This is a genomic window from Enterobacter sp. BNK-29 (assembly GCF_048684785.1).
In the GTDB taxonomy this organism is placed as follows: Bacteria; Pseudomonadota; Gammaproteobacteria; order Enterobacterales; family Enterobacteriaceae; genus Enterobacter; species Enterobacter cloacae_M.
On the sequence record NZ_JBLQTU010000001.1, the window covers coordinates 3,494,534 to 3,520,697 of the forward strand.

At 55.8% G+C, this 26,164-nt stretch carries 25 protein-coding genes; 18 read left to right on the forward strand and 7 right to left on the reverse strand.

The window, feature by feature from the left end; translation table 11 throughout:
• Positions 1-18 precede the first annotated feature (18 nt).
• Together artP and ACMGGX_RS16680 are read right to left on the reverse strand one after the other, a co-directional pair.
• Positions 19-747 carry an arginine ABC transporter ATP-binding protein ArtP gene (gene artP, locus ACMGGX_RS16675; protein WP_325760202.1) on the reverse strand — a complete coding sequence of 243 codons (729 nt, stop codon included), beginning with the start codon at positions 745-747 and terminating at the stop codon, positions 19-21.
• Between the two features lie 226 nt (positions 748-973).
• On the reverse strand, positions 974-1,492 hold the full coding sequence (locus ACMGGX_RS16680) for a lipoprotein (RefSeq protein ID WP_348560816.1): 519 nt from the start codon (positions 1,490-1,492) through the stop codon (positions 974-976).
• A 97-nt stretch (positions 1,493-1,589) separates the two neighbouring features.
• Between ACMGGX_RS16680 and ACMGGX_RS16685 the strand changes: the two genes are divergently transcribed.
• From ACMGGX_RS16685 to ACMGGX_RS16695, 3 genes are all read left to right on the forward strand, one after another.
• The gene (locus ACMGGX_RS16685; protein WP_023310944.1) at positions 1,590-1,913 is read left to right on the forward strand and encodes a heavy metal-binding domain-containing protein; all 324 of its coding nucleotides are present in this window, start codon (positions 1,590-1,592) and stop codon (positions 1,911-1,913) included.
• Positions 1,910-2,740: an N-acetylmuramoyl-L-alanine amidase gene (locus tag ACMGGX_RS16690; RefSeq protein ID WP_199029011.1), complete on the forward strand. Its 831-nt coding sequence runs from the start codon at positions 1,910-1,912 to the stop codon at positions 2,738-2,740. The genes ACMGGX_RS16685 and ACMGGX_RS16690 overlap by 4 nt, the downstream gene beginning before the upstream one ends.
• Before the next feature lie 259 nt (positions 2,741-2,999).
• Entirely contained in the window at positions 3,000-3,623 is a 624-nt protein-coding gene (locus ACMGGX_RS16695) for a helix-turn-helix domain-containing protein (RefSeq protein WP_202770326.1), read from the forward strand.
• A gap of 17 nt (positions 3,624-3,640) precedes the next feature.
• On the opposite strand, the gene ACMGGX_RS16700 is transcribed toward ACMGGX_RS16695, so the two are convergent.
• Positions 3,641-4,255, reverse strand: coding sequence for a hypothetical protein (locus ACMGGX_RS16700; protein WP_420298618.1), 615 nt, complete (start codon positions 4,253-4,255; stop codon positions 3,641-3,643).
• Positions 4,255-5,829 carry a peptidoglycan-binding protein gene (locus ACMGGX_RS16705; protein ID WP_420298619.1) on the reverse strand — a complete coding sequence of 525 codons (1,575 nt, stop codon included), beginning with the start codon at positions 5,827-5,829 and terminating at the stop codon, positions 4,255-4,257. The genes ACMGGX_RS16700 and ACMGGX_RS16705 overlap by 1 nt, the downstream gene beginning before the upstream one ends.
• Before the next feature lie 300 nt (positions 5,830-6,129).
• On the opposite strand from ACMGGX_RS16705, the gene gspC reads away from it, so the two are divergent.
• The 15 genes from gspC (at position 6,130) to ACMGGX_RS16780 (ending at position 22,521) form a co-directional block, all read left to right on the forward strand.
• A complete protein-coding gene (gene gspC / locus ACMGGX_RS16710; protein WP_420298764.1) occupies positions 6,130-6,861 on the forward strand; it encodes a type II secretion system protein GspC in 732 nt (243 codons plus the stop codon).
• Between the two features lie 13 nt (positions 6,862-6,874).
• Positions 6,875-8,800 carry a type II secretion system secretin GspD gene (gene gspD / locus ACMGGX_RS16715; RefSeq protein ID WP_202782154.1) on the forward strand — a complete coding sequence of 642 codons (1,926 nt, stop codon included), beginning with the start codon at positions 6,875-6,877 and terminating at the stop codon, positions 8,798-8,800.
• 21 nt (positions 8,801-8,821) lie between these two features.
• A complete protein-coding gene (gspE, locus tag ACMGGX_RS16720; protein WP_407065667.1) occupies positions 8,822-10,291 on the forward strand; it encodes a type II secretion system ATPase GspE in 1,470 nt (489 codons plus the stop codon).
• The gene (gene gspF / locus ACMGGX_RS16725; protein ID WP_348560820.1) at positions 10,291-11,499 is read left to right on the forward strand and encodes a type II secretion system inner membrane protein GspF; all 1,209 of its coding nucleotides are present in this window, start codon (positions 10,291-10,293) and stop codon (positions 11,497-11,499) included. The genes gspE and gspF overlap by 1 nt, the downstream gene beginning before the upstream one ends.
• Before the next feature lie 2 nt (positions 11,500-11,501).
• On the forward strand, positions 11,502-11,951 hold the full coding sequence (gspG, locus tag ACMGGX_RS16730) for a type II secretion system major pseudopilin GspG (protein ID WP_029739462.1): 450 nt from the start codon (positions 11,502-11,504) through the stop codon (positions 11,949-11,951).
• Positions 11,951-12,436 carry a type II secretion system minor pseudopilin GspH gene (gene gspH / locus ACMGGX_RS16735; RefSeq protein WP_420298620.1) on the forward strand — a complete coding sequence of 162 codons (486 nt, stop codon included), beginning with the start codon at positions 11,951-11,953 and terminating at the stop codon, positions 12,434-12,436. The genes gspG and gspH overlap by 1 nt, the downstream gene beginning before the upstream one ends.
• Positions 12,429-12,812, forward strand: coding sequence for a type II secretion system minor pseudopilin GspI (gene gspI / locus ACMGGX_RS16740; RefSeq protein WP_126794989.1), 384 nt, complete (start codon positions 12,429-12,431; stop codon positions 12,810-12,812). The genes gspH and gspI overlap by 8 nt, the downstream gene beginning before the upstream one ends.
• Positions 12,805-13,485, forward strand: coding sequence for a type II secretion system minor pseudopilin GspJ (gene gspJ / locus ACMGGX_RS16745; protein WP_420298621.1), 681 nt, complete (start codon positions 12,805-12,807; stop codon positions 13,483-13,485). The genes gspI and gspJ overlap by 8 nt, the downstream gene beginning before the upstream one ends.
• On the forward strand, positions 13,482-14,501 hold the full coding sequence (gene gspK / locus ACMGGX_RS16750) for a type II secretion system minor pseudopilin GspK (protein ID WP_420298622.1): 1,020 nt from the start codon (positions 13,482-13,484) through the stop codon (positions 14,499-14,501). Before gspJ ends, gspK begins: the two co-directional genes overlap by 4 nt.
• A 15-nt stretch (positions 14,502-14,516) precedes the next feature.
• Positions 14,517-15,662: a type II secretion system protein GspL gene (gspL, locus tag ACMGGX_RS16755; protein ID WP_420298623.1), complete on the forward strand. Its 1,146-nt coding sequence runs from the start codon at positions 14,517-14,519 to the stop codon at positions 15,660-15,662.
• A complete protein-coding gene (locus tag ACMGGX_RS16760; RefSeq protein WP_348560824.1) occupies positions 15,659-16,144 on the forward strand; it encodes a type II secretion system protein M in 486 nt (161 codons plus the stop codon). The genes gspL and ACMGGX_RS16760 overlap by 4 nt, the downstream gene beginning before the upstream one ends.
• A complete protein-coding gene (locus tag ACMGGX_RS16765) occupies positions 16,141-16,938 on the forward strand; it encodes a prepilin peptidase (protein WP_420298624.1) in 798 nt (265 codons plus the stop codon). Before ACMGGX_RS16760 ends, ACMGGX_RS16765 begins: the two co-directional genes overlap by 4 nt.
• Before the next feature lie 259 nt (positions 16,939-17,197).
• Positions 17,198-19,963, forward strand: coding sequence for a glycosyl hydrolase family 18 protein (locus tag ACMGGX_RS16770; protein ID WP_420298625.1), 2,766 nt, complete (start codon positions 17,198-17,200; stop codon positions 19,961-19,963).
• A 133-nt stretch (positions 19,964-20,096) separates the two neighbouring features.
• Positions 20,097-20,549, forward strand: a complete 453-nt coding sequence (gene iagB, locus ACMGGX_RS16775; RefSeq protein ID WP_205915482.1) for a type III secretion system invasion protein IagB — start codon at positions 20,097-20,099, stop codon at positions 20,547-20,549.
• Positions 20,550-20,691: 142 nt separating this feature from the next.
• A complete protein-coding gene (locus ACMGGX_RS16780; protein WP_420298626.1) occupies positions 20,692-22,521 on the forward strand; it encodes a glycoside hydrolase family 19 protein in 1,830 nt (609 codons plus the stop codon).
• A 77-nt stretch (positions 22,522-22,598) separates the two neighbouring features.
• Here ACMGGX_RS16780 and ACMGGX_RS16785 read toward each other — a convergent pair whose 3' ends face one another.
• The 3 genes from ACMGGX_RS16785 to ltaE all read right to left on the reverse strand — a co-directional run bounded on the left by ACMGGX_RS16785 (position 22,599) and on the right by ltaE (position 26,153).
• Positions 22,599-23,612, reverse strand: a complete 1,014-nt coding sequence (locus tag ACMGGX_RS16785) for an NAD-dependent epimerase/dehydratase family protein (RefSeq protein ID WP_045354430.1) — start codon at positions 23,610-23,612, stop codon at positions 22,599-22,601.
• 92 nt (positions 23,613-23,704) lie between these two features.
• Positions 23,705-25,141 carry a DUF2867 domain-containing protein gene (locus ACMGGX_RS16790; RefSeq protein WP_420298627.1) on the reverse strand — a complete coding sequence of 479 codons (1,437 nt, stop codon included), beginning with the start codon at positions 25,139-25,141 and terminating at the stop codon, positions 23,705-23,707.
• Between the two features lie 10 nt (positions 25,142-25,151).
• The gene (ltaE, locus tag ACMGGX_RS16795; protein WP_420298628.1) at positions 25,152-26,153 is read right to left on the reverse strand and encodes a low-specificity L-threonine aldolase; all 1,002 of its coding nucleotides are present in this window, start codon (positions 26,151-26,153) and stop codon (positions 25,152-25,154) included.
• Positions 26,154-26,164: the final 11 nt, after the last annotated feature.

Here is a 26,164-nt window from a genome sequence, read left to right on the forward strand (position 1 = left end):
ATATTTCCCCTGACACAATCAATGAGATAAATAGTTTTTGAAGGCATCGGTTTGCGGGTTCGCGAAGCAGCTCGCATCACCTTGCTCAACGATATACCCGTTTTCCATGTAGACCACACGGCTGGCGGTTTTACGCGCCACTTCCACTTCGTGGGTGACGATAACCTGCGTAATATTGGTTTCCGCCAGCTCGCGAATGATGCTGACGATCTGGGCGGTAATTTCCGGGTCCAGCGCCGCGGTTGGCTCATCAAACAGCAGTACCGCAGGCTCCATCATCAGCGCGCGGGCAATGGCTACGCGCTGCTGCTGACCACCGGAAAGGTGCAGCGGATAGCGGTCGCTGTAGGGCTTAAGGCGCAGACGATCCAGCAGCTTTTCAGCGCGCGCGATCGCCTGATCCTTGCTTAACCCCAACACGCGACAAGGCGCTTCAATCAGGTTTTGCAGGACGGTCAGATGCGGCCAGAGATTGTATTGCTGGAAGACCATGCCGACGTTTTGACGCAGTTCGCGAATCGCTTTATCAGACGGCGTTTTCGAGAAATCAAAGTGGTTACCGGCAATCGCCAGCGTACCTGAACGGGGCATTTCAAGCAGATTAAGGACGCGCAGAAGGGAGCTTTTGCCTGCACCGCTTGGGCCAAGCAAAACCAGCGTTTCGCCTTCCGGGCAGTTCAGCGTGATGTCAAACAGCGCCTGGTGTGCGCCGTAGAAGCAGTTAATGCCGTTTAGTTTAATACTCATCGGGGCAGTCTTTACTCATCCAGGCAATCTATAGCAATTGAGGCCGCAGATAGTACCGTTGACAGAATAGTTATGCAATATTTATGCGTTAAAAGTTAAATATAACCCGTGTTTCCTCTTAAACATAGCACAAAATAGCGAACGGTAAGGTCGGCGAGTATAAATGTCGGCATTCCGCATGAAATGCCGCACATTTTACGGGGGTTACCGGGTTGTATCGGCGAGTTTAGCGATTCTCAATCGACTGGCGAAGCGTGCCTGCCGGGGCATGAACGCTGCCGCCAACGTAGCGCACGTCGTCTACCGCCCAGCACTGTCCTTCACGGATCATCAGCACTTCATCCTGCCAGGTTTGGGTTCCCTGCATCAGCTTCACGCGCAGCGGAATATTACGCGCATCCGTGTTCGGGATGGTTGACGCGCTGGCCACTTCGGCGCTGTCCGGCAGCGTGGTTCGGCTGGAGAACGGATCGGATTTCAGCAATGTGTTGTGCTGAGGATCGCGGGTGGCGTCATTAAGCAGTTTTGCCAGACCGTCGCTCAGATACGGGCGCAGGCCGGTGAGATCGTTGCTGCGGTGCTGAATGCGATAATCATAGAACTGCTGCGCCACGGCGTCCGGGCCGCCCTCAATGCAGGGGCCGCTGCGGGTACCGATATCCTTAAAGGCTGGCGTGACCGTGGTGGTACAGGCGCTGAGCACCAGCGCGCAGGGCACCAAAAGTGTTAAAGCAGAATAGCGCATGTTGATTTCCTTATTTATTAACTATCCTTTCAATCATAGCGTAACGAACCGATAATGCTGTGCCTAAGGCATTGAACGCTAAAGAAGGAGAGAAACCATGCAGTTTTCAACAACGCCAACCCTGGAAGGGCAGACAATAACCGAGTATTGCGGTGTGGTCACCGGCGAAGCCATTCTCGGCGCCAATATCTTCCGCGACTTTTTTGCCGGTATCCGCGATATCGTTGGCGGCCGCTCGGGCGCATACGAAAAAGAGCTGCGCAAAGCGCGTGAAATCGCCTTTAAAGAGCTTGGCGAGCAGGCGGAAGCCCTCGGCGCTGATGCGGTCGTGGGGATTGATATCGACTACGAAACGGTCGGAAAAGATGCCAGCATGCTGATGGTGAGCGTAAGCGGTACGGCGGTGAAAACCCTCCGATGAGGCGTTCGCTTGCCACGCTCCTGCTGGCGCTGCTGCTGGCAGGGTGTGCCACTGAAAAAGGGATCATCGATAAAGGCGCCTACGAGCTGGACACGCGCCATCAGGCGCAGGCGGCTTACCCGCGCATCAAGGTGCTGGTGATCCACTACACCGCGGATGACTTTGACAGCTCGCTGGCCACGCTGACGGATAAGAACGTCAGCTCTCACTATTTGATCCCGGCTAAACCCCCGGCACCGGACGGTAAGCCGCGCATCTGGCAGCTGGTACCCGAAAGCGAACTGGCCTGGCATGCGGGCATCAGCTTCTGGCGCGGCACCAACCGGATTAACGATACGTCGGTCGGCATTGAGCTTGAGAACCGCGGCTGGCAAAAAACGTCGGGCGTTAAGCATTTTACGCCGTTTGAGCCTGAGCAAATTGCGGCGCTGGTTCCGCTCGCCAAAGACATTATTACCCGCTACAACATCAGGCCTGAAAATGTGGTGGCCCATTCGGACATCGCTCCGCAGCGCAAAGACGATCCCGGCCCGCTGTTCCCGTGGCAGGCGCTGGCCATGCAGGGTATCGGCGCGTGGCCCGACCCGGCGCGGGTGGCGTTTTACCTGAACGGCAAGCCGCGCGATGAGCTCGTGGAGCCGAAGGTGCTGCTCGATCTGCTGGCGCGCTACGGCTATGAGGTGACCGATAACATGACGAACGCACAGCAGAAGCGCGTTATCGTCGCGTTTCAGATGCATTTTCGCCCGGCGCGCTGGGACGGCGTGGCCGATCGCGAAACGCTGGCCATCGCGGAGGCGCTGTTAGAGCGCTACGGGCAGGGGTAATCCTTCGGGTTACCCGACGCCACTTTACACGATCTTCTTTTGGACTGATTTGTTAATCACATTCACGGTGTAAATGTTTTATAGTTTCCTCAGTCGAAATTACTCGCAAACGTGGTTGACAATATATCAGCACGACAAATAAGAAATACGGATGTTCTAACGTCTTAGCTTTACATTAAATTTTTTAAATGGACTACGCATTTATGCGCTGTGATTGCACACGTTCACCTTTTTCAATTTAATATTAATAGGTATAACAATGTTAAGTATCTACAGTAAAAATAGCCGTCCACAAGCAGAACTTGACGCCCTTATCGCGGCAACTGAAGGTTTTGAAGAAAGAACCTTACGCAAATGGCAGCGTATCAGTACCGAGAACAACGAAGATATTCATTTTATCGTGAGCGGTGAAGTTGAATTCCGCCGCGAGTCGGATGAACTGTGTATGTTCACCTTACAGAATAAGTGTATTTTTGGTCTCTCCTCTATTTATTACAACTCAACGCATATGTACGGCCTGGTTCGTGCCAATACCGTGGTGCGCACCATTAAAAAAGATGATTTTGTCCGTCTGATAAGCGAAAAAAATCTTTGGGAAGCCTTGAGTAAAGTCCTCTCCTGGTATGTTTGCCTGCTCAGCAAGCGTGACGAAGTGCTGGTGGCCCGCAGCGCCTACTCGATTGTTCGCGAGTTCTTGCTGGAAATTAACGAACTGATAGTGCACCATCAGCGCGATATCAATATTTATGACTATATTCAGGAATATACCAGCCTGGCTCGCAGTACCATTATTAAAATCCTCGCCGACCTGAAAAAAGGTAATTATATTCAGGTTGAGAAAGGTCGTCTTATGTATTTGTCAGCATTGCCGGAGAAATATTAATCGCTTTTATCTCCTTTTTAACTGAAAGGAGGGCTATGTTTCAGTAAATTATTTGCCTGCGTTCCTGACGTGGTTTCATCCACGGGAGGCGCGGGCATTTTCCCCTGCGAATAATCTTTTTCCTGTTCTTTTAACGCCTTCAACAATAATGCCTTGATCGCCCCGTCATCAACTGTCTGACCGGCATTATCCTGTTCGGGGAGAGCAGAATTCTTCACTTCTGTTCCTGGCAATATATCCCGGGAAATATCATGCGGCATTTCACCGTCGGGCGCCTGCTGCCAGTCGGCATCGCCGCTATCAATGGGCATCTCATGCAGCGGCGGCATCTCTTTGGTCACCGGTTCTTGCTTTGGTTCAGGCTGCGGGAACGGTTTACTGACATAGACATAATGCATATCCGATAGCGTCGTTTCTGGCTTAACGGCGCTCGCTTTTATTGGCTCAGGTACCGGATGGCGCAGATCCCAGTAGAGATGAGCGTAGAGTCCCGCAGCGATCGTCATCACGATTCCCACCACCCAGATCAGGGTGGCACAGACCACTTTTTTCAGCGAGGGGCGCCGGTAAGAAAACCAGACCGGTGCGTTCAGGGTAGCGCTGCGCTGGGCAGCCAGAGTAATTGTCGACATTATGAATGCTTCTCCTGCGCGTTGGGGGTCGCAGATATATTTGCGGACTGAATAAGTACGCTTGGCGTAGTCCGGGTTTCACGCATTAACTGCATCAATGTATCTTCACCCGCAATCCCGTCCACATGCAGATGCATTTTCTGCTGAAACTCGCGGGTACGTTGCATCAGTTCGGCCGTCCACACCTTTGTGTGGGTTTCGGGTAGATTCAGCGCCAGGCTAAGCTGCTGATCCATCCAGCCCAGATCTTTGGCGCTGCTTTCGGCGCTCACGGCGTCTTTCCCCTGCGGCGTAAGGCGGTGCAACTGGGTGTAATTGCCCGTTGCATGCTGATTAAACCAGCTGCGGCTCACCTGCCAGGTACGATTATTCATCAGCAGATCCAGCGATTTATCATCTACTCTGGCCACCACGGCATAATTCAGGTGATCGCCTGTTTTGATCTCGCCGATCCACGGGTAACCCTCTTTTGCCAGCTCCTCGACCGGAGCGCTGCCCTCCTTACACATCAGGTTGACCTGCCCGGCGTTCTGGCAGAGCGCCTCTTCCATCGTGGCGTCATAACCCCACATGGTATAGAGCTGATGCATCGCATCGGGCTTATTCACCACTTCATTATCAATAACCGGCACCGCTGGGGCGTCGGTTTTTGGTGCCTGCGGTTTCCAGCTGGCCATCACGGGCAGCTGTACCGGCAGTCTGGCGGTAATGGTGGGCATCAATGTCCAGCCGCAGGCGGCAAACAGTACTGAGGCAAAAAGCCCCATAACGGCAAGGCGTTTGCCCTTCGGCTTCGCCGGCAGAACTTCTCCTGCGGCGAGGCGCAGATGGCGCGGCGATACCTGCGCTGAACGTTCGGTCCAGGCGGCTAGCATCGCAAGGTGCGCCAGCTCGTTGAGTTTGCCTGTCTGTCCTTTGGACAGAACATGCATCTTGCGCACGCGGGCCCGAGTAAACGGCGTCTCGTCGCTGCCATGCGCTTCACACTGGGCCTGAACATAGCTCAGGGACTCGCGGCAGGTGAGGGGCCGGAGCGTGTGATGCGTATGAAGAGATTCACGCAACCCGGACTGCTGGAGGGTGGCTTCCTGGTCGGCCGATCCCATCAGCACAACCGACAGAGGCACATCCAGCTCCTGCGCGCGGGTTAACAACATGGACAGAGCGTCGTGGCAATTCGCTTTCATTGACTGAATATGCGAAATGACCAGCACTTTACGCGTGGTTTTGCGGGACAACATCTCGTCCTTCCACTGACGCAGCACAGCATCAATAGCCTGGATCCGGGTTTTGCTCTCTTTAGTGGTGGTGTTGAGTTTATAGAGCAGGCCGCTGGCGCTGAGTTTCGGGAAGGCGTTAATGGCAAGCAGCGTGTCGTCATGCTTTTTCAGCGCATCGCAAAACTGCGAGGCGAGATAGCTGTCGTCGCTTAAGAGCGCAGTGACGCCTGTTGTCTGGCACTTCTCTTTCAGCAAACCGAACACATCCTGATGATACGGAACAAAAAAATCACCTGGCATCCGGGTGATAGTCCGGAAAGGCTGGGTAGTGAAATTAAAATGGCGCATATACATAGCGTATTACCGTCTCTTTGATTCATAGCAAGGAGCCGGAAAAGTAAAGGATATAGGCGGAAGGGGCAATTTGAATACAGGATAAAAATATTCTGTCTGCGCCTCTATCATGAGTTTATTTAACGATCAACCTTTTTCTAAATTATTGTTAGCGGAAGTGTGAATGGGCGGGGGCGAGAAAACACATTAGTATTTACGCCACTCACTCATACAGCCCTGTGCTGTGAATTACTGACTGGCAGAAAGGCTCGTTAAAAAATGCGGATGTCATTTGTTACTCAATTGATTATGCCCTGCGTCATGTTTGTGCTGCTTATATTCTGCGGCCAGCAAGGGTATATGGTTTATAAAGATTATAAAAAAGTGACGAACAGGTTATCTGATTCAAAAAAGACTATGCAAAAAAAAAGTCACGATGAAAATCAGTTTGTACTTTTTTCTCCGGCGGTGATGCCAGCGAAACAGCCAGCGGCGGTGAAAACGCCGCTCAGTGCGGAAATAGAAGGTATTCTCAGCAGCGATGAAGCCTGGCTGTCCTTTGCGGTGATAAAAACCCCCGCCGGACAAAAGAGCTATCGCGAGGGCGAAATGCTCGCCGGTTTTGACAATGCCTATATTGCCGAAATTCATCCTGATAATGTGGTGGTGAGTTATGAAGGCGCGCCGCAGGTTATTTCACTTAAAAAACCAGACTATTTCAAAGGCGGCGTTGACAGCGCCCCGGTAACCAAATCGAAGAAAGATGCAGGGTTAGATAATCTGCATCTGGATGATTATCTGGTGTTAAAACCAATAATCGAAAAAGGCCAGCTGGAAGGCTACAACATTAATCCACGCAATGCGTCGCCTTTCTACAGCCATGCTGGCCTGGAAAAGGGTGATGTAGTGGTAAAAGTTGACGATGTGGATATGACTAAAGAGGCGCAGGCAAAAGAGCTCGTTGCGCGCTGGTCAAAGATGAAAGAGGCGGATGTCGTTATTCGGCGTCACGCTCACCTTGAAAATATTCGGGTCAATGTTCTAAACAATTAATAAGTGTACAGACATGAAGAAATTTCCATGGGCGTGCGTAGCGCTGACCGCATTGTCGTTATATTCAGGTTCGCTGTTCGCGGCGAACTTTAGCGCCAGTTTTAAAAATACCGATGTCCGCGAATTTATCGATACCGTCGGGCGTAACCTTAATAAAACCATTCTGGTCGATCCTTCCGTTCAGGGAACGGTGTCGGTTCGCACCTACAACGTACTGACGGAAGATGAATATTACCAGTTCTTCCTGAGCGTGCTGGATCTCTATGGTCTGTCGGTGATTCCGATGGATAACGGGATGGTGAAAGTCGTGCGCTCTTCGGTGGCCCGCATGTCGGGCGCACCGATTGCCGACAGCAAAAACCCTGGCAAAGGCGACGAAGTCATCACCCGCGTGGTGCGGATGGAGAACGTCCCGGTACGTGAGCTGGCCCCCCTGTTGCGTCAGCTGAACGACGCCTCCGGCATCGGCAACGTGGTCCATTTTGAACCGTCAAACGTGCTGCTGTTAACCGGCAAAGCCTCGGTGGTTAACCGCCTGGTGGATCTGGTGCAGCGTGTGGATCAAAGCGGCGTCCAGCGCCGTGAAATCGTGCCACTGCGTTTTGCCTCGGCCAAAGAGCTTTCTGACATGTTGAACAACCTCAACAACGAAGAGCAGAAAGGGCAAAACGCCCCGCAGCTGGCGACCAAAGTGGTCGCCGACGATGAAACCAACAGCCTGGTGATCAGCGGCAGCCCGGACGCGCGTCAGCGCACCCGGACGCTGATCTCCCAGCTCGATCGCGAGCAGAACAACGAGGGCAACACCCGCGTCTTCTACCTGAAATACGCCAACGCTAGCAAAGTGGTGCCGGTGCTGACGGGGATCGGCGAGCAATTGAAGGATAAAGCGGGCGGTGGCAAGAGCAAAGCCGCGCCGATGGCAGGCGATCTGAATATTTCCGCCGACGAGTCTACCAATTCGCTGGTGATCACCGCCCAGCCAAACGTCATGAATTCACTGGAAAAAGTGATCGACAAGCTGGATATCCGCCGTCCGCAGGTGCTGGTGGAGGCGATCATCGCCGAAGTACAGGACGGTAACGGTCTGGATCTGGGCGTGCAGTGGACCAGTAAACACGGCGGGGTTCAGTTTGGTTCGACCGGCCTGCCGATCAGCCAGATCAAGAAGTCAAAAGTCATTGGCAGCTATACGGGCCTGGCGACTGGTTTCTTTAACGGCGACTTTGGCGCGCTGATGACGGCGCTGTCCACTAACGGCAAAAACGACATTCTGTCGACACCGAGCGTGGTGACGCTGGATAACAAAGAGGCGTCGTTCAACGTCGGTCAGGATGTTCCGGTCCTCTCCGGTTCACAGACCACCAGCGGCGATAACGTCTTTAACTCGGTGGAACGTAAAACCGTCGGCACGAAGCTGAAAATCGTACCGCAGATCAACGATGGCGACATGATCCATCTGAAGATCGAGCAGGAAGTTTCCAGCGTGGATAACACCTCGACGGCCGATGCCAGCCTGGGCCCAACGTTCAACACCCGCACCATCAACAACGAAGTGATGGTCCACAGCGGGCAGACGGTGGTGCTGGGTGGTTTGATGGAAAACGTCACCAAGCAGTCGGTCTCGAAAGTGCCGCTGTTGGGCGATATTCCGGTTGTGGGGCAGCTGTTCCGCTATACCTCCCAGGACAGCGCCAAACGTAACCTGATGGTGTTTATCCACACCACCGTACTGCGCGACGACGACAACTACGGCGCGGCGTCGAAAGAGAAATATGAGCAGATCCAGGCGCGTCAGCAGCAGCGTATGGAAGAGCACAAGCTGGGTATCGTAGAGAATGCGGATTCACCGATGCTGCCAGCCTATCCGTCCCAGAGCCGCGCCGCGCCGGTGAGCGCCAGTGCGCCGGTGTCGTCCCGCAACCCGTTTAAAGAATAAGGCGCAAGCGACATGACCGAGATGAGTAATGCGTTCTGTACCAGCACCTGGGCGAAAGAGAACGGGGTCCTGTTCTATAACGACGAGGTGTATATCCGCGAGGATGCGCAGGCGTATGCCCTGCTGGAGATGCGCCGCGTGCTGGGGCGCTCCTATGCCCCGACGATCTTGACGGCGGAAGCGTTTGACGAACTGCTGACCAACATCTGGCAGCAGAACAGCGGCGTCTCGCAGCAGCTGGTGGACGACATGGACGCCGATATTGACCTGATGGCGTTAACCGAGGAGATCCCTGACAACGAAGATCTGCTGGATAACGACGAGAACTCGCCGGTGATCCGCCTGATCAACGCCATTATGGGCGAAGCGGTGAAAGAGGGGGCCTCCGATATTCATATCGAGACCTTCGAGCGCACCCTGAGCATTCGTTTTCGCGTTGACGGCGTGCTGCGTCCGGTGCTGCAGCCGGCGCGCAAGCTCGCACCGCTGCTGGTGTCGCGTATCAAAGTGATGTCCAAACTGGACATCGCCGAAAAACGTCTCCCCCAGGACGGTCGTATCTCGCTGCGCATTGGTCGTAAGGCCATTGACGTGCGTGTCTCCACTATCCCGTCTCAGTACGGCGAACGCGTGGTGATGCGTCTGCTGGACAAAAGCAACCTTAAGCCGGACATCAACAAGCTCGGTCTGATTGACGAAGAGCTGGTGAAGTTAAAGGGACTGATTGAACGTCCGCACGGCATCATCCTGGTGACCGGCCCGACCGGTTCGGGGAAAAGTACCACCCTGTACGCGCTGCTTTCGGCGCTTAACGGCCATGAACGCAACATTCTGACCGTGGAAGACCCTATCGAGTATGAACTGGAAGGGGTCGGGCAGACCCAGGTCAACCCGCGCGTGGACATGACCTTTGCGCGCGGGCTGCGCGCCATTCTGCGCCAGGACCCGGACGTGGTGATGATCGGGGAAATTCGTGACGGTGAAACCGCGCAAATCGCGGTACAGGCCTCGCTCACCGGTCACCTGGTGATGTCCACGCTGCACACCAACAGCGCCGCGGGCGCCATTACCCGTCTGCGTGATATGGGGCTGGAGTCATTTTTAATTGGTTCGTCGCTGCTTGGCGTCATTGCCCAGCGTCTGGTGCGTCGGCTGTGTCCGCACTGTCGCACGACCAGTCCGCTGGATGACAATGAGAAAGCGCTGTTCACCTTTATGGAAACGCCGCCGAAAGCGATTTATCGCGCCGTGGGCTGTGAACAGTGTCGCCAGAGCGGCTACCAGGGACGCGCAGGCATCCATGAATTTCTGGTGGTCGACAGCGCCATGCGCCGTGCGATCCATGAAGACAAAGATGAGATGTCCATCGAAACGCAGCTTTTCAAAGAGGCCTACAGCCTGCGTGAAAACGGTCTGCTGAAGGTGATCTCCGGCGTAACCTCGCTGGAAGAGGTGATGCGCGTCACCGCCGAGCGCGGGGGGGATGCGTAATGGCGTGGTATGCGTGGTCCGCGACGGACGCGGCGGGGAAAACCCAGCGCGGCACACTTCAGGCCGAAGGGCCAAAGCAGGTGCGCCAGATGCTGCGCGAACAGAAGCTGATGCCCGTGAACATTGCGCCGACCAGCGATCCGGCGGCGGGAAAAAGCGCCCGTAAAGGGGCAAAACTGTCGATTCCGGTGCTGTCGATGTTTACCCGACAGCTCGCGACGCTGGTCAATGCCGCACTGCCGCTGGAGAGTGCGCTGAAGGCGATTGCGAAGCAGACGGAAGATAAAACCCTGGCGGCGATGGTGACCGAGATCCGCGACAAAATTGTGGAAGGTCATACGCTGTTCGACGCTTTCAGCCAGTTTCCGCGCAGCTTCGACAAGCTCTACTGCACCCTGGTGATGGCCGGTGAAAAGACCGGTCATCTCGGTGGCGTGCTGGAAAAGCTCGCCGAGTACAACGAGCAGCGCCAGAAGATGAAAAGCAAGCTCACCCAGGCGATGGTCTACCCCATCACCCTGACGGTGGTGGCGATCGCGGTGATCTCCATTCTGCTGGTCGCCGTGGTGCCGCAGGTCATCGACCAGTTCACCCACATGAAACAAGAGCTGCCGGTGACCACCCGCACGCTGATTGCGGTGAGCGACTTTCTACAGGCCTGGGGCATCGTTATCGCCGGCGGCCTGTTCGGGGCGTCGGCGAGCTTTAAATTTTGGATAAAAGTAGAAAAGAACCGGTTTGTTTATCATCGGTGGCTGTTGCTAAAGTCACCGCTGAAAAAACTGGTCTGCGCCATCAACAGCGCGCGCTACATCCGTACGCTGAGTATTTTGCAGGCCAGCAGCGTTCCGCTGCTGGAGGGGATGTACATCGCGATGGACGGGATTGAAAACCTCTATGCCCGGCAGGTGCTTGAGCAGGCGGCGGATACCGTGCGCCAGGGGGCATCCCTCTACAACGCGCTGGAACAGGCGAGAATTTTTCCACCCACCATGCTCTACATGGTGGCCTCCGGGGAGGAGAGCGGCGAGCTGGGCTCGCTGATGGATCGTGCGGCGGAAAACCAGGAATCTGCATTACAGCATCGAATTACGTTAACGCTGTCGGTATTTGAACCGGCACTGGTAGTAACTATGGCGACCGTTGTTTTATTTATCGTTCTTTCAATATTACAACCGCTTCTTCAACTTAATAATATGGTGGGTTAAACATGTCTTTGAAAAAAAATAGCCTGAAGCGTCAGGCGGGGTTCACGCTGCTCGAATTAATGGTAGTTATCGTTATTCTCGGCGTTCTGGCCAGTATGGTTGTGCCTAATTTAATGGGCAATAAAGAAAAAGCCGATATTCAGAAAGCGACCAGCGATATTGTGGCGCTGGAAGGTTCGCTGGATATGTACAAACTCGACAACCATCGCTATCCGACCACCGAGCAGGGGCTGCAGGCGCTGGTGACCAAACCTGAGATTGCGCCCATTCCGAAAGGCTACCGTGACGATGGCTATATTCGCCGCCTGCCGCAGGACCCGTGGGGCAATGACTATATTCTGGTTAGCCCGGGTGAGCATGGCGCTGTCGATATTTTCTCAGCCGGTCCGGATGCAGAAGCTAATACTGCCGACGATATCAGCAACTGGTCTTTTGATAAAAAAGATAAGTAATGAATAAGCAACGTGGATTTACCCTGCTGGAAATTATCGTGGCGCTGGTGATATTCGCCCTGAGCGCCATGATGGTGGTCACCACCATTCCATCACGCAGCGGCGCAGATACATTTGGTCAGCAGCTAAAATCCCTCGTTGAATATGGTTCTGACCGTGCGGTAATGGACGGAAATATTGTCGGGCTGGTGATGACCTCGTCAGAATTTGAACTGGTGACGCAGGTTGTAAATAACGGCGAGCGCCACTGGGCACCGTTAAAGTCGGGGCGGATCGCCACCCGCGGCGAGTTTCCTGAGGAGATGCATGTCTCCCTCTCATCGCGAACGCTGGCGGCCACGCTGGACGATGAACCGCAAATCATTTTTTTGCCGGACGGCGAGCTTAGCCGCTTCACGCTCAGCATCGAAAGCCTGGATAAAAAGCAGCGCTTTCACGTGACGTCGCAGGGCTCTGTTCCCGTGATGGTGGAAAACGATGACTAAACGCAAATCCAAAGAGCAGGGGATGACCCTGCTGGAAGTGATGGTGGCGCTGGTGATTTTCTCCACCGCGGCGCTGGCGCTGATGAACTCTGTCACCCTGAACGTGCGCTTTACCCACAGCCTGTCGGAAACGCTGCAGGCGGGCTGGGTGGCGGAAAATCAGCTGGCGCAAGCGCAGCTGGCTCAGACCGATTTCCCGGACGCCGAGCAGGTGGGCACCGAAACCATGGGCGGACAAACCTGGACCTGGCATATCCAGCGGGTGAAAACCGCCGAAAATACCTTTGCCGATGAGGTACGGGTTTACAGCGAAGCAAGCGATGCGCAACCGGTGGTGGCGCTTCAGCTCGCCGAACCGGAGGTGGATCGTGAGTAAGGTGCAGCGTCAGCAGGGCTTTACCCTGCTGGAAATTATGATTGCGCTGGCCATCTTCGCGGTGATCAGCATTCTCGCCTGGCAAACTCTCGACGGCGCGATGCGCACCTCGACGGCCAGCGACGAGGCGGCGACAAAAGTGACGGCGCTTCAGCGCACGTACAACCTCCTCTCGCGTGACTTTTATCAGCAACAGGCGCGCGCGCCGCGCAACAGCGGCGAGGTGTTCGTCCAGCAGCAGAACGGTGTGGAAATGACAACCCTGAACGGCATCAGCGGCCAGGTGCAGCTGGAGCGGGTGCGCTGGACGTTAAAGGACAAGCGCCTGTGGCGCAACGTCTGGGCTGCTATCGACGGTCCCGCCAGCGCGCAGCCGGAAGAAGTGCCGATTTTGAGCGATGTGAAAGAGATGAAATGGCGCTTCTGGCACGAGGGCTGGCAGGAAAAATGGACCGACACCGCCCGTCAGCCTGACGGCGTTGAGCTGAATCTGACCATGGAAAACGGGGAAAACTGGCGCTGGGTTTTTATCACTCCCGGCGATATGCCTGAGATTCAGACCGCGCCAAAAGAGACGAATGCGGACCCGGCGCAGCCGGCAGCGGAGAATGCGGCCCAGCCCGTAACAACCCCGCAGCCCGATACGACAGCAGAGCCAGGAGTGAGTTCATGAGCGGCAAAACAGCGCGAAAAGAGCGTGGCGTGGCGCTGCTGGTGGTGCTGATCCTGCTGGTGATGATGTCCGCCCTGGCGGCGGAAATCAGTCAGCAGTTCTGCCGCCACCTGCAAAAAACGCATTACCAGGTCAGCCAGCAGACGCTGCGCTGGGCCATTGCCCGTCAACAGAAAGTACTGGAAAACGTGTTGCAGAAAGCAGCCAGTTCAGAAGGGGCGGGGCTGTCGCCGCAAGGTGACTGGGCGCAGCCGCTGGAAACCCACGGGGATAATTACACCGTGGTGAGTCAGGTGGAGGATGCCCGGACCTGCTTTAACGTCAATAGTCTGCTGGCCGGTGACGCGGCACCAGCGGCCCCGGCCGACCCAACTGCGCTGCCGGAAAAACCGGTCAAAGAGCAGATTATTGAACAACTGCTGGCTGAAAGTGGCGTTGGTACGCTGGCGGCAGAAGAGATTTACCAGCAGCTGGTGGATTATCTCGACGCCGACGACGTGACGGCGAAACAGGGCCAGGAGGCTGATGGCTGGGCGAGCGTGACGCCCGCCCGCGGTCCGGCGAATCAAATGATGCGCACTATCAACGAAATCAGACTGCTGCCCGCCTTTCCGCAGGCAGCGTGGCCGAAGGTCGGCAAGCTACTGTGCGCCTTGCCGGATACGGATGGCACCATAAATGTGAATACCTTAACGCGCGAACAGGCGCCGCTGCTGGCGGCGGTTTTTACCGGCGTGTTAAACACGGACGACGCTGCCCGCCTGATCGATTCACGCCCGGAAGAGGGGTGGGCGTCGCTGGAGGCATTCAGCAAAGTGCTGGAGAGCAACTATCCGCAGACCAAAGATATCCTGGCGCAGATCCAGGACAGGATTGCGGTCAACAGTCGCTATTTTCGGGTGGATACCACCGGCAATACCGATGATTTAACGCTGCGCGTCGTCAGCCAGCTTCACGTTGACAGTGAGGCTGGCAAGGTCGTGACCTGGCAACGCCGCTACCGAATGGTTGAATAAGATAAGTAGAAGATAATGAAAAAGGTGCTTTTTATTCGTCCTGACACCCGTGAGGACGGCAAAATCTGGTGGTGTGAATCCGGTAACGATCGGGTGGAATTTCTGACGGGCTGGAGCGCACTGAGCGAACTTTCCTGCCATCCGCTTTCTCAGCAGGTGTGCCTGCTGCTGCCGGCGAGCGAGACGATCTTTCGTCATTTTACCCTGCCGAAAAAAGGGCTTTCCGCCCAGACGGCGCAGTTCTCGTGGATGGCGGAAGAGACGCTGCTCGGCGAGGTGGAGACGCTGCACTGGACGGTGCTGAACAAAAAGGGGCCGGAGGTGGATGCCGTGGCCATCGACGCTGAACGTCTGCGCCACTGGCTTGAGCTGTTCGCTCAGGCGGGGCTCGCGGTGGTCCAGGCGCTGCCGGATGCCTGGCTGCTGCCGGTGAGCGAAGGGGGCACTACGCTGGTGAGCCTGGAGGAGAGCTACTGGCTGCGCTTTACCCCCGGCAGCGCTGGCGAAGCCGATACGGTTCTGCTGCCGCTGCTGTTGAGTAAATGCCCGGCGGGTGAGGTGTGCTGCTACGGCGATGTGCCGCATGAGGTACAGGTGGATGAACGGCTGGCGTGGCAGCATCCGCTGGTGCTGATCCAGCCCCAGTGGCAGGGCTGTCGTATCAACATGCTGCACGGGGAGTTTTCCGGGCGCAGCGCCAGCGGTCCGCGTTTTCGCCACGCGAAAACGGCCCTCGCGGCGGCGGCGCTGCTTTGCTTTGGCCTGCTGATCGGCCCCCGCGTTGGTATGGCGTGGATGCTCACTCATCAGCAAAACGAGATCCACCGGGAGATGACCACCGTAGCGCAGCACTATTTCCCGACCCTGCGCCAGACCAGCAACCTGAAGTACTACGTCGGGCAAAATATCAGCAAGGCGAAGAAAGGGGTCTTCCTGCAGCTCGAAGCGCTGAATCAAATCAGGCAGTCATTGCCGTCTCTGGAGATTAACAACGTGGAATATGACGAAACGCAAAATCAGCTGACGTTGAACGTGAAATCCATGGATAAACAAACTCTGCAGGATTTTGTCGCCCGCAGCGCCGAAACCTTTGAATTTACGATGCAGCCGATTTCCGGCGAGGCGCCTTATACCGCCATTATTACCGGGAGCTATAAATGAAAATGCAAATAGCCCAGTTAAAACACCGCTGGCAAAATTACAGTCTACGCGAGCGTAATTTATTTAAACTCTGCGGCGGGGCACTCTGCTGTGCGATGGTTTATTACGGCGCGATGATGCCGCTCGATACTTTGATCAAAAATAACGAGGCCGTGTTATTTAAGCAAAAGCAGACGCTGAACTGGATGCGCCAGGAAATTGATAAGAACCATCTCCAGTCCAGAATCGTCAATACCCCGAACCCGCGCAGCGTGGTGGAAGAAAGTGCCAAAGTCGTGCACGTCGCGTTGACAGACGTGCGTCAGCAAGAGCAGTCGCTGACCTTTGATGTCGAGCGCGTCAACGTTTCTGCCCTGCAAAACTGGCTGCGTGAGATGAACGTCTCTTCCGGTATCCATCTGGAGAAACTCGCGTTAACGCCGGTGGATCGTCAGAGTGACGTGAAAGCGCACATTACGCTGAGCTGGGCGAAAAGCGCATGAACCCGCTAATGCTGTTGCAGCAGGCAAGTCTGCCGGGCCTGTGCGTGATGAGCGGAGCGCTGGGCGCGATCCTCGGCAGTTTCCTGGGCGTAGTGGCGGAGCGTATTCCGCCGCTGGTAATGGAAGAAGAGGGAGCAGGCAATCTGCTCTTTCCCGCCTCTCACTGCCCGGATTGCCACCACGCCCTGAGCGCGTGGGAAAATATTCCCATCATTAGCTGGTGTGCGCTGCGCGGCCGCTGCCGCCACTGCCATAGCGCGATTCCGCTGCGATTGCTGCTGGTGGAAGTATTTAGCGCCCTCTTCTTTGCCGCCAGCGCCGCGCTGGCACCCTCGTTTACGGCGCTGATTGCGCTGTGGTTGATGTGGAGTCTTCTGCTGCCGCTGGTGGTGATCGATGCGCGCCATATGCTGCTGCCGGACTGCCTGACCCAGCCGCTGCTGTGGACGGGGCTGATGTTCCATGCCCTGTTCCGTACGCTACCGCTGACCGAGGCTATCTACGGCGCGGTGGCGGGATATCTGTCGCTCTGGCTGGTTTACTGGGCATTCCGCCTGCTGACCGGGCGGGAAGGATTAGGCTATGGTGATTTTAAGCTGCTGGCGGCGCTGGGCGCCTGGTGCGGCTGGCAGGCGTTACCCTCTATTGTGCTGATCGCAGCGCTGGGAGGCATTATCATGCATAGCCTGTTAAAGCCCTTTGAGAATAAAAATAACCTTATTTCCTTTGGTCCATATATTGCGTTTTCCGGGCTGGTTGTATTTATCTCGCAAATTTCACACCTCATCTTTTAAATAATGCGGTCAAGTTTTTTTTGAAGTTTTTTCATCTGGGGAATGAAAGGATAAAATAAATTCTCCACTGTATTCTTCTCTACGCAATAAAACATTTGTCGAAGGTTTTATGAGTGGAGGAAGGTACAGCGCAATAATAAGAAGGTCTTTCGCGAACCCGAAGCGTTCACGATTAATTTATCAGTAATTAACGTTCGTCCATGTTTAATGGAAAAACATGGGTATTTAATTTCAAAAATCGTATTATCAGGATCAAATAATGAAATTTCTGAAGCCTAAATATCTGGCACTCTTCGTTGCAGCGGCTGCAAGCCCGGTGTTCGCAGCCGTGCCAGGTAAAGCAACTATCGCCAGCGGTAATGATAAATTTGCCATTGTCGAAGTCGATCAGTCTGCTTCTGCTTACAACAGCCTCGTCAAAGTCCATGACGGCGCCGATGTTAAAGTGCAGTGGGATGTCTGGAGCGGCGCGGCGCCGACGTCAGCGAAAGTGTTGCTCGACGGCAAAACCGTCTGGACCGGTGCAGGCAGCATGTCCGGCACGGCAACATTTAAAGTGACCAAAGGCGGTCGCTATCAGGAAACGGTTGAACTCTGCAATGCCAGCGGGTGCAGCACCAGCGCCAGCAAACTGATTATCGTCGCGGATACCGACGGTAGCCATCTGCTGCCGCTCAACACCACCATGCAGGAAAATAATAAAACCCTCTCTAAGCACACCGATAAAGTGGTCGGTGCCTATTTCCCTGAGTGGGGTGTTTATGACCGTAATTTCCCGGTGGATAAAATCCCGGCGGCTAACCTTAACCACATTCTGTATGGCTTCATTCCAATCTGCGGCGGCGATGGCATCAACGACAGCCTGAAAACCATCGAAGGTGGTAACAGCTTCGAAGCGCTGAAACGCGCCTGTGCGGGCCGTCAGGACTTCCAGGTGGCGATTCACGACCCGTGGGCCGCGCTGCAGAAACCTCAGGCTGGCGTCAGCAGCTGGGACGACCCCTACAAAGGTAACTTCGGCCAGCTGATGGCAATGAAGAAAGCCAATCCAGGGCTGAAAGTGCTGCCGTCTATCGGCGGTTGGACCCTCTCCGATCCGTTCTTCAAAATGCATGACAAGGCGATCCGCGATCGCTTCGTGGCGTCCGTGAAAGATTTCCTGAAAACCTGGAAATTCTTCGACGGCGTGGACATCGACTGGGAATTCCCGGGCGGCGGCGGTCAGAACGAAACGCTGGGCAACCCGCAGCAGGATAAAGAGACTTATACCGCACTGATGCGCGAACTGCGCGCCATGATGAATGAACTGTCAGCCGAAACCGGCCGTACCTTTGAACTGACCTCAGCAATCGGTTCAGGCAGCGACAAAATTGAAGACGTTGATTACACCACTGCCCAGCAGTACATGGATCACATCTTCCTGATGAGCTACGACTTCTACGGCGGCTGGAGCAATACCGATCTGGGTCACCAGGCGGCACTGCGTGCGCCGGCGAACAAACCGGATACCAATTACACCACCGAAAACGGCGTGAATGCGCTGCTGGCGCAGGGTGTACAGCCCGGCAAAATTGTCGTGGGGACGGCTATGTATGGTCGCGGCTGGACCGGCGTTCACGGTTACAGCAATAACAACCCGTTCACCGGCACGGCAACGGGCATGGTGAAAGGGACCTGGGAACCGGGCGTGGTTGACTATCGTCAGATCGTTAACGAGTACAAAGGCAAAGCGGGCTGGGAATACAACTATGACGCTACCGCTGAAGCACCGTATCTGTTTAACAAAACCACCGGCGATCTGATCACCTATGAAGATGCGCGTTCCGCAACGGCGAAAGGTCAGTATGTGCTGGCGAAAAACCTGGGCGGTCTGTTTGCCTGGTCTATCGACTCCGATACCGGAGACATTCTGAACGCGATGAATGAAAGCCTGACAGGCGGCGCTGCGCCGGTTGATCCGGTGGTGACCAACCATGCGCCGGTGGCGACTTCCGCTGACCAGAGCGTAACCGGTCCGGCGACGGTGACCCTGGATGGCTCGGCTTCCACCGATCCGGATGGCGATGCCATCACCTACAAGTGGACGCAGATCTCTGGCCCGTCGGTGACCATCACCAACAGCACCAAAGCGAAAGCGACCTTCAACGTTGCCGCTGTCACCAGTAACCAGACTCTGGCGTTCCGCCTGACGGTCACTGATGCGAAAGGGTTGAGCAGCACCGCTGACGTCCAGGTGGTGAACAAAGCGCCGAAAGCAAACCAGGCGCCGGTCGTGAACCAGATGGAAGCCGTGACGCTGGAAGCGGGCCAGAGCTACTCTCTGCACGCTCAGGCTAACGATCCTGATGGCGACGCGCTGACCTACTCCTGGAGCGTTCCTGCGAATATGCAGGCGACAGGCGCAGACACCGCGAACCTGAACATCACCGCGCCGGACGTGGACACGGAATCAACGTACACGCTGACCCTGGTGGTAAGCGATGGCAAGTCCAGCGTACAGACTAACGTACAGGTGACGGTAACGCCTAAAGCGGCGGAAACGCCGTCTGACGAAGGTAACACCCCATCCGATGAAGGCAATACGCCGTCTGACGAAGGTAATACCCCGTCTGACGAAGGTAATACCCCGTCTGACGAAGGCAACACCCCATCCGATGAAGGCAATACGCCGTCTGACGAAGGTTCTGCCACCAATAGCTGCGATAAGCCTGTTGACGCCAACGCCAGTAAATATGCTGCCTGGAGCGCAAGCAAGGTTTACAACGCCGGGAATACCGTCAGCTTCGACAACCTGGTCTGGAAAGCAAAATACTGGACTCAGGGCAACCAGCCGGGCTTCGGCGTGGATGCATGGGAGCTGGTCAGTCAGGTGAAATTCAACTGGCGCTCCGACGTGGTCTATAACGGCGGCGACACCACTACCTACAACGGTTACACCTACACCGCGAAATGGTGGACGAAGGGTGATAAACCAGATAGCAGCGATGTATGGGTGAAAAAAGGCCCTGCGACTGACTGCCAGTAAGTCATTACCATAACGATGCGGGTAAGGAACTTGCCCGCCATCACGGTCCACGTCCTGCGACGGACGTGGACCGTAAATCAGGAAACAGAGCAATAAGCGCGTAAGGAGACAATGAAAAAGAGCCGGACTGAAAATGAAAACGTTATTTTTATTGTTGCTGATAATAAGCCATAGCGTCTTTGCCAACTGCTGGGATAAAGCCGCCAGTTATTATCATGTGGATCCTTATCTGTTGTATGCCATTGCTAATGTTGAATCGGGAATGAATCCCAACGCGATTGGACAGAATAATGATGGCACGCGTGATGTCGGACTGATGCAGATTAACAGTTCACATTTTTCCGAGCTGGAGCGAAAAGGCATTAATGAGTACCGGTTAATTACCGAGCCCTGCACCTCGATTATGGTTGGCGCATCGATATTATCCGGAATGATTAAAGTTTATGGCTATAACTGGGAGGCGGTCGGCGCCTATAACGCGGGTCTCAAAAAAGAGAATTACCCGCAGCGCATGGTCTATGCCCGTAAGGTCTGGAATAAATATCAGACGTTAAAACGTAGCACCCGTAACCGTTATTATTATTGATTTTTGTTTTTTGAAGAGTACCGACTGGTGTTCTTCATAAAACGAAAACTGCTCCCTGGTTTATTTATTAAATGATTAATAAATAAACCGCGAAACAAATTAACTTTTATAGACCCTTAATATAATTAAGAGGACCATTGACATGAACAAAAGAACATTACTCAGTGTTCTTATTGCGGGCGCATGTGTTGCACCGTTTATGGCTCAGGCAACCCAGCTGCAGGCCAGCAGCGAACCTTACACCGTTAAGGCCAGCGATCTGCAGAAGAAAGAGCAGGAGTTGACCAACTTCCCGCTGATGGCTTCAGTGAAGTCAACCATCCGCACGCTGGACAACAGCCTGGTGGAACAAATTGAGCCGGGTAAATCGACAAACCCGGAAAACGTCAAGCGCGTGGAAGGGATTATCAAGGCCAGCGACTGGGAATACCTCTTCCCACTGCGTGCGCCGGAATATACCTACAGCAACTTCCTGAAAGCGGTTGGTAAATTCCCGGCGCTGTGCCAGACCTATACCGATGGTCGTAACAGCGATGCCATCTGCCGTAAGTCTCTGGCAACCATGTTCGCGCACTTCGCGCAGGAAACCGGCGGCCACGAGTCCTGGCGTCCGGAAGCCGAGTGGCGTCAGGCGCTGGTTTACGTGCGTGAGATGGGCTGGAGCGAAGGTCAGAAGGGCGGCTATAACGGCGAATGTAACCCGGATGTCTGGCAGGGGCAGACCTGGCCGTGCGGTAAAGACAAAGATGGTGATTTCGTTAGCTACTTTGGTCGCGGTGCGAAACAGCTCTCCTATAACTACAACTACGGCCCGTTCTCTGAAGCGATGTACGGCGACGTCCGCGTATTGCTGGACAAACCTGAGCTGGTGGCTGACACCTGGCTGAACCTTGCTTCCGCGATCTTCTTCTTCGCCTACCCGCAGCCGCCAAAACCGAGCATGCTGCAGGTTATCGACGGCACCTGGCAGCCGAACGATCACGATAAGGCGAATGGTCTGGTACCGGGCTTCGGCGTGACCACGCAGATCATCAACGGCGGCGTGGAGTGCGGTGGCCCGACTGAGATCGCCCAGTCTCAAAACCGTATCAAATACTACAAAGAGTTTGCCAACTACCTGAAAGTGCCTGTTCCGTCTAACGAAGTGCTGGGCTGTGCCAACATGAAGCAGTTCGACGAAGGCGGTGCCGGCGCGCTGAAGATCTACTGGGAACAGGACTGGGGATGGAGCGCGGATACCCCGTCAGGCCAGACCTACTCTTGCCAGCTGGTGGGTTACCAGACGCCATTCAGCGCCTTTAAAGAGGGTGACTACACTAAATGCGTGAAGCATTACTTCAACGTCAACGTGGTGGGTGAAGACGGGACTTCCGACGGCGGTAGCGTCACGCCAGCCCCGACGCCGACTCCTGTCGACCCAACGGACGAAGGCAATACCACGCCGGTGCCAGATGATAACACCCCGGCTCCGGATGATAATACGCCAGTGCCGGTAAACCATGCGCCGGTAGCAAAAATCGCCGGTCCAGTGGGGGCGGTTGAAGCGGGGAAATCTGTTTCTCTGAACGCGTCTGGCTCGACTGACGAAGACGGTAACCACCTGACTTATACCTGGACGGCTCCGAACGGCCAGACCGTAAGCGGCGATGATAAAGCGATTATTACGTTCAATGCACCGGAAGTGGCGGCGGCGACGCAGTACCCGATCAACCTTACCGTCAGCGACGGCGAGCTGAGCAGCACCACAACCTATACGCTGAACGTACAGGCTAAGCAGACCAACGGCGGCCAGACCGGGACTTACCCGACCTGGACTTCCAAAACCAAATGGAAAGCAGGCGATATCGTTAACAACCGCGGCCAGCTGTTCCAGTGCAAACCTTATCCGTACAGCGGCTGGTGCAATAACGCGCCATCCTACTACGAGCCAGGTAAAGGGATTGCATGGCAGGACGCGTGGACTGCGCTGTAATCAACAAAACAGCAAAATGACAAACGGCAACCTTCGGGTTGCCGTTTTTTTCTCATCGTAAAAAGGCAGGACCCGATCTACCGATGAAGCTTCCCGTGATCCCGCAGCCACGCCGCCGTACGCGTAATCCCCTCATCCAGCGTCACGATCGGTTTATATCCCAGCTCGTTCTCCGCTCGCGAAATATCCAGGGTGAAATCAAAGTTAAGCTTCGATACGCCGTAATGCGTCAGCGCAGGCTCTTTGGCCGATTTACTGCCAAAACGCTCCATGCTGCGGGCAATCATATCCAGCATTGGGTAAGGGACTGAACGGATGCGGCAGTCGATCTGCAGTTCGTCAATTAAGCGCTGCACAATGCTGCGCAGCGTACAGGGTTCGCCGTTCGTGATGTTGTAGGCGCGACCGGAGATGAGCTTATCGCAGTCCGGCTGGCTTGCCAGCCACATGGCGTGGACGGCGTTTTCGTAATAGGTCATATCCACCAGCGCATCGCCGCCGCGCGGCAGCAGCACGCTGCCGTAGTGGTGCATCATCTGCGCCAGGCGCGGAATAAACACTTTGTCGTGCGGCCCGAACAGGCTCTGCGGACGTAAGACCGTAAAACGGGTGTGCGGGTTCGACTGTGCCAGCAGGTCAATCACTTCTTCGCTGGCCGCCTTGCTGCGGGCAAACTCGCAGGCAAAGCGAGCCGGACGGAAATCTTCCTGCACGTCACGATGGTGGTGATAGTCGAAATAGAGCGACGGTGACGAGATATGAATAAAGTTGCGCACGCCCCAGGCAACGGCCCATTCGCCCAGACGGCGGGTTGCCCGCACGTTGGCGAGATCGAAGGCTTCCTGGGTACCCCACGGGGAGGTGAAACTGGAGCAGTGCCACAGCGTGTCGATACCGGCAAGCATCACTTTCGCCTGCGAGGAGACCAGCTCCGTCAGGTCAGCATGGACGAACTCCGCGCCCATTTTTTGCAGCAGTTTTCCCATCGCTTCGTTGCGACCGGTAGCCCTGACGCTGATGCCCTTGTTGCGCAGAAATTCGACCGCATTTCGGCCTAAGCCGCTGGTCGCCCCGGTAACCAGTACCTTCATATCAATCCACTGTGTTGAAAAGAATTTCGTGCGCATTCTTTCGTGAATTACGGCGCTATGCAATGGGAAAGGTGAAAGAAAGAGAGTTTTATTTAGATCTTTTCCGTCTTTTGTTCTGCCCGTTGCGCAATCCGCTTTGCCATCCCGCGGAAGATAAACAGGTGGGCGGGGATCATCAACAGCCAGTAGAACAGACCCGGCATTCCGTGGGGATGCCACCAGGCGCGGACGTCCAGTTCACGACAATCGCCTTTGTCTTTCAGGGTAAAGCAGAGCCGGCCCAGCCCCGGAGCTTTCATGCCGAACAGCAGCGCCAGCTGTTTTTCCGGCTCGACGATGATCACCTTCCAGCTGTCGACCGCATCGCCCACCTCAAGATACGGGCGTGCCGGGCGGCCTTTTGCCAGCCTGTGCCCCACCAGCAGATCCATTGCTCCGCGCGTTTGCCACAGGATATTGCCGAAGAAATAACCGTCTTTGCCGCCAATCTGGTTGACCACCTCCCACAGCGCGGCCAGGCTGGCGTGGGTTTTCACCGTGCAGCCCGCCTGTTTCGGGTAATAGCCGTACTCCGGCCGCCAGCGGGCAAACGCCTGAGCGTCGTAACCCCAGTCGCTGGAGTTCACCAGCTGCTCTTCTTCTTTCAGCGTATTGCGCACGGCATCGTCAAAGCGGAACAGGTCCTGGGGAATGAGTGCCCGCAGTTCGCGATCGTCCGCCAGTAAATCGTGTTTGAGCCCCTGGATCAGCGCTTTGGCGGTCGTCGGCGGCACCGAGGTGATCACATTCAAAAACCACACCGAAATCCAGCGGGTCGGAAAGGGGATGGGGATCAGCCAGCGGCGGCGGCCGCTGACGCGCATGAAATGTTCGAACTGCTCCTGATAGCTCAGCACTTCAGGGCCTGCCGCCTCGAGCACGCGGTGTTGCTCCGCCGGGTGATCCAGCAGGGCCACCAGATAATGCAGTAAATTCTCAAGCGCAATCGGCGTGGTGCGCGAGCGCACCCAGCGCGGCGGCGTGAGTACCGGCAGGTTGTAGACCATATCGCGCATCACTTCGAAGGCGGCGGAGCCTGCGCCAACGATAATGCCGGCGCGCAGTTCGGTAACAGGGATAGCGGCGCCGCGCAGGGTGTCAGCCGTCAGCTGGCGGGCGCGCAGGTGATCGGACTGCTCGTGTTCAGGCGCCTGTAGCGAGCTTAAAAAAATCACCTGCTTCACCGGGGTTTGCAGCAGGGCATCGCGGACGTTCATCGCCACCTGTCGCTCGTGGGCGATAAAATCTCCGCCTTCGCCCATGCTGTGCACCAGGTAGTAAAGCGTGTCGACCCCTTCGAGCAGCGCGGGAAGCTCCTTCGGCCAGTTGAGGTCAACGTTGTGGCAGGTGACGCCGGGCAAACCGAGCTTTTGCAGGCGTTCGGTGTTGCGTGCCGCTGCCAGCACCTGGTGTCCCTGCTGGCTTAACGCCGCGGTAAGATGCTGACCGATGTACCCGCTGGCGCCGAGCACCAGAATGCGTTGCGGCACGTGATGCTCCTTATCGCTGTAAAAACGCCTGCCAGTGTTTCACCACGTCCGCCAGCTGTTCGCGACTCACATCAAGGTGCATGACCAGGCGCACAACGGGTGAGGCGTTGATCAGCACGCCACGTGATTTCATAAATTCACCCAGCGCGGCGGCGTGGTCATCGCCCACGCGAATAAACAGCATGTTGGTGTCGTGACGCATCACGTCGGCGCCAATTTCGCGCAGCTGCGTAGCCATCCACGCGGCGTTGTCGTGGTCGTCCTTCAGGCGCGCCACGTTGTTTTTCAGGGCATACAGCCCGGCAGCTGCCAGAATACCCGCCTGGCGCATGCCGCCGCCGGTCATCTTACGCCAGCGGTTGGCGCGCTTGATGTAGTCTGCGTTACCGACCAGCAGAGAGCCGACCGGCGTGCCCAGACCTTTAGAGAGGCAAATGGTGAACGAGTCGCAGTATTGCGTAATCTCTTTCAGCTCGCAGCCGTACTCCACCACGGCGTTGAAGATACGCGCGCCGTCCACGTGCAGGCCGAGCCCGCGCTCGCGGGTGAATTCCCACGCTGCTTTCAGGTACTCGCGCGGCAGCACTTTGCCGTTGTGGGTGTTTTCGAGGCTGAGCAGCCTGGTGCGGGCGAAGTGAATATCGTCGGCCTTGATTTTCGCCGCGACCTTATCGAGCGGCAGGGAGCCGTCCGGCGCGGCGTCAATCGGCTGCGGCTGAATGCTGCCGAGCACCGCGGCACCGCCTGCTTCATACAGATAGTTATGCGCGCCCTGGCCGACAATGTACTCTTCCCCGCGCTCGCAGTGGCTGAGCAGCGCCACCAGGTTAGCCTGCGTACCGGTTGGCAGGAACAGGGCAGCCTCCTTGCCGCTCAGTTCAGCCGCGTAGCGCTGCAGTTCGTTGACCGTCGGGTCATCGCCGTAGACGTCGTCCCCGACCGGGGCGGCCATCATCTCTTCGAGCATGGCGCGGCTCGGGCGGGTTACGGTATCACTGCGTAAATCGATCATGGCATGTCCTT

What these genes read in the sequence shown, in the direction of transcription:
- artP (WP_325760202.1), bottom strand. Translation starts at nt 747, where the DNA reads ATGAGTATTAAACTAAACGGCATTAACTGCTTCTACGGCGCACACCAG.
- ACMGGX_RS16680 (WP_348560816.1), bottom strand. Translation starts at nt 1,492, where the DNA reads ATGCGCTATTCTGCTTTAACACTTTTGGTGCCCTGCGCGCTGGTGCTC.
- ACMGGX_RS16685 (WP_023310944.1), top strand. Translation starts at nt 1,590, where the DNA reads ATGCAGTTTTCAACAACGCCAACCCTGGAAGGGCAGACAATAACCGAG.
- ACMGGX_RS16690 (WP_199029011.1), top strand. Translation starts at nt 1,910, where the DNA reads ATGAGGCGTTCGCTTGCCACGCTCCTGCTGGCGCTGCTGCTGGCAGGG.
- ACMGGX_RS16695 (WP_202770326.1), top strand. Translation starts at nt 3,000, where the DNA reads ATGTTAAGTATCTACAGTAAAAATAGCCGTCCACAAGCAGAACTTGAC.
- ACMGGX_RS16700 (WP_420298618.1), bottom strand. Translation starts at nt 4,255, where the DNA reads ATGTCGACAATTACTCTGGCTGCCCAGCGCAGCGCTACCCTGAACGCA.
- ACMGGX_RS16705 (WP_420298619.1), bottom strand. Translation starts at nt 5,829, where the DNA reads ATGTATATGCGCCATTTTAATTTCACTACCCAGCCTTTCCGGACTATC.
- gspC (WP_420298764.1), top strand. Translation starts at nt 6,130, where the DNA reads ATGTTTGTGCTGCTTATATTCTGCGGCCAGCAAGGGTATATGGTTTAT.
- gspD (WP_202782154.1), top strand. Translation starts at nt 6,875, where the DNA reads ATGAAGAAATTTCCATGGGCGTGCGTAGCGCTGACCGCATTGTCGTTA.
- gspE (WP_407065667.1), top strand. Translation starts at nt 8,822, where the DNA reads ATGAGTAATGCGTTCTGTACCAGCACCTGGGCGAAAGAGAACGGGGTC.
- gspF (WP_348560820.1), top strand. Translation starts at nt 10,291, where the DNA reads ATGGCGTGGTATGCGTGGTCCGCGACGGACGCGGCGGGGAAAACCCAG.
- gspG (WP_029739462.1), top strand. Translation starts at nt 11,502, where the DNA reads ATGTCTTTGAAAAAAAATAGCCTGAAGCGTCAGGCGGGGTTCACGCTG.
- gspH (WP_420298620.1), top strand. Translation starts at nt 11,951, where the DNA reads ATGAATAAGCAACGTGGATTTACCCTGCTGGAAATTATCGTGGCGCTG.
- gspI (WP_126794989.1), top strand. Translation starts at nt 12,429, where the DNA reads ATGACTAAACGCAAATCCAAAGAGCAGGGGATGACCCTGCTGGAAGTG.
- gspK (WP_420298622.1), top strand. Translation starts at nt 13,482, where the DNA reads ATGAGCGGCAAAACAGCGCGAAAAGAGCGTGGCGTGGCGCTGCTGGTG.
- gspL (WP_420298623.1), top strand. Translation starts at nt 14,517, where the DNA reads ATGAAAAAGGTGCTTTTTATTCGTCCTGACACCCGTGAGGACGGCAAA.
- ACMGGX_RS16760 (WP_348560824.1), top strand. Translation starts at nt 15,659, where the DNA reads ATGAAAATGCAAATAGCCCAGTTAAAACACCGCTGGCAAAATTACAGT.
- ACMGGX_RS16765 (WP_420298624.1), top strand. Translation starts at nt 16,141, where the DNA reads ATGAACCCGCTAATGCTGTTGCAGCAGGCAAGTCTGCCGGGCCTGTGC.
- ACMGGX_RS16770 (WP_420298625.1), top strand. Translation starts at nt 17,198, where the DNA reads ATGAAATTTCTGAAGCCTAAATATCTGGCACTCTTCGTTGCAGCGGCT.
- iagB (WP_205915482.1), top strand. Translation starts at nt 20,097, where the DNA reads ATGAAAACGTTATTTTTATTGTTGCTGATAATAAGCCATAGCGTCTTT.
- ACMGGX_RS16780 (WP_420298626.1), top strand. Translation starts at nt 20,692, where the DNA reads ATGAACAAAAGAACATTACTCAGTGTTCTTATTGCGGGCGCATGTGTT.
- ACMGGX_RS16785 (WP_045354430.1), bottom strand. Translation starts at nt 23,612, where the DNA reads ATGAAGGTACTGGTTACCGGGGCGACCAGCGGCTTAGGCCGAAATGCG.
- ltaE (WP_420298628.1), bottom strand. Translation starts at nt 26,153, where the DNA reads ATGATCGATTTACGCAGTGATACCGTAACCCGCCCGAGCCGCGCCATG.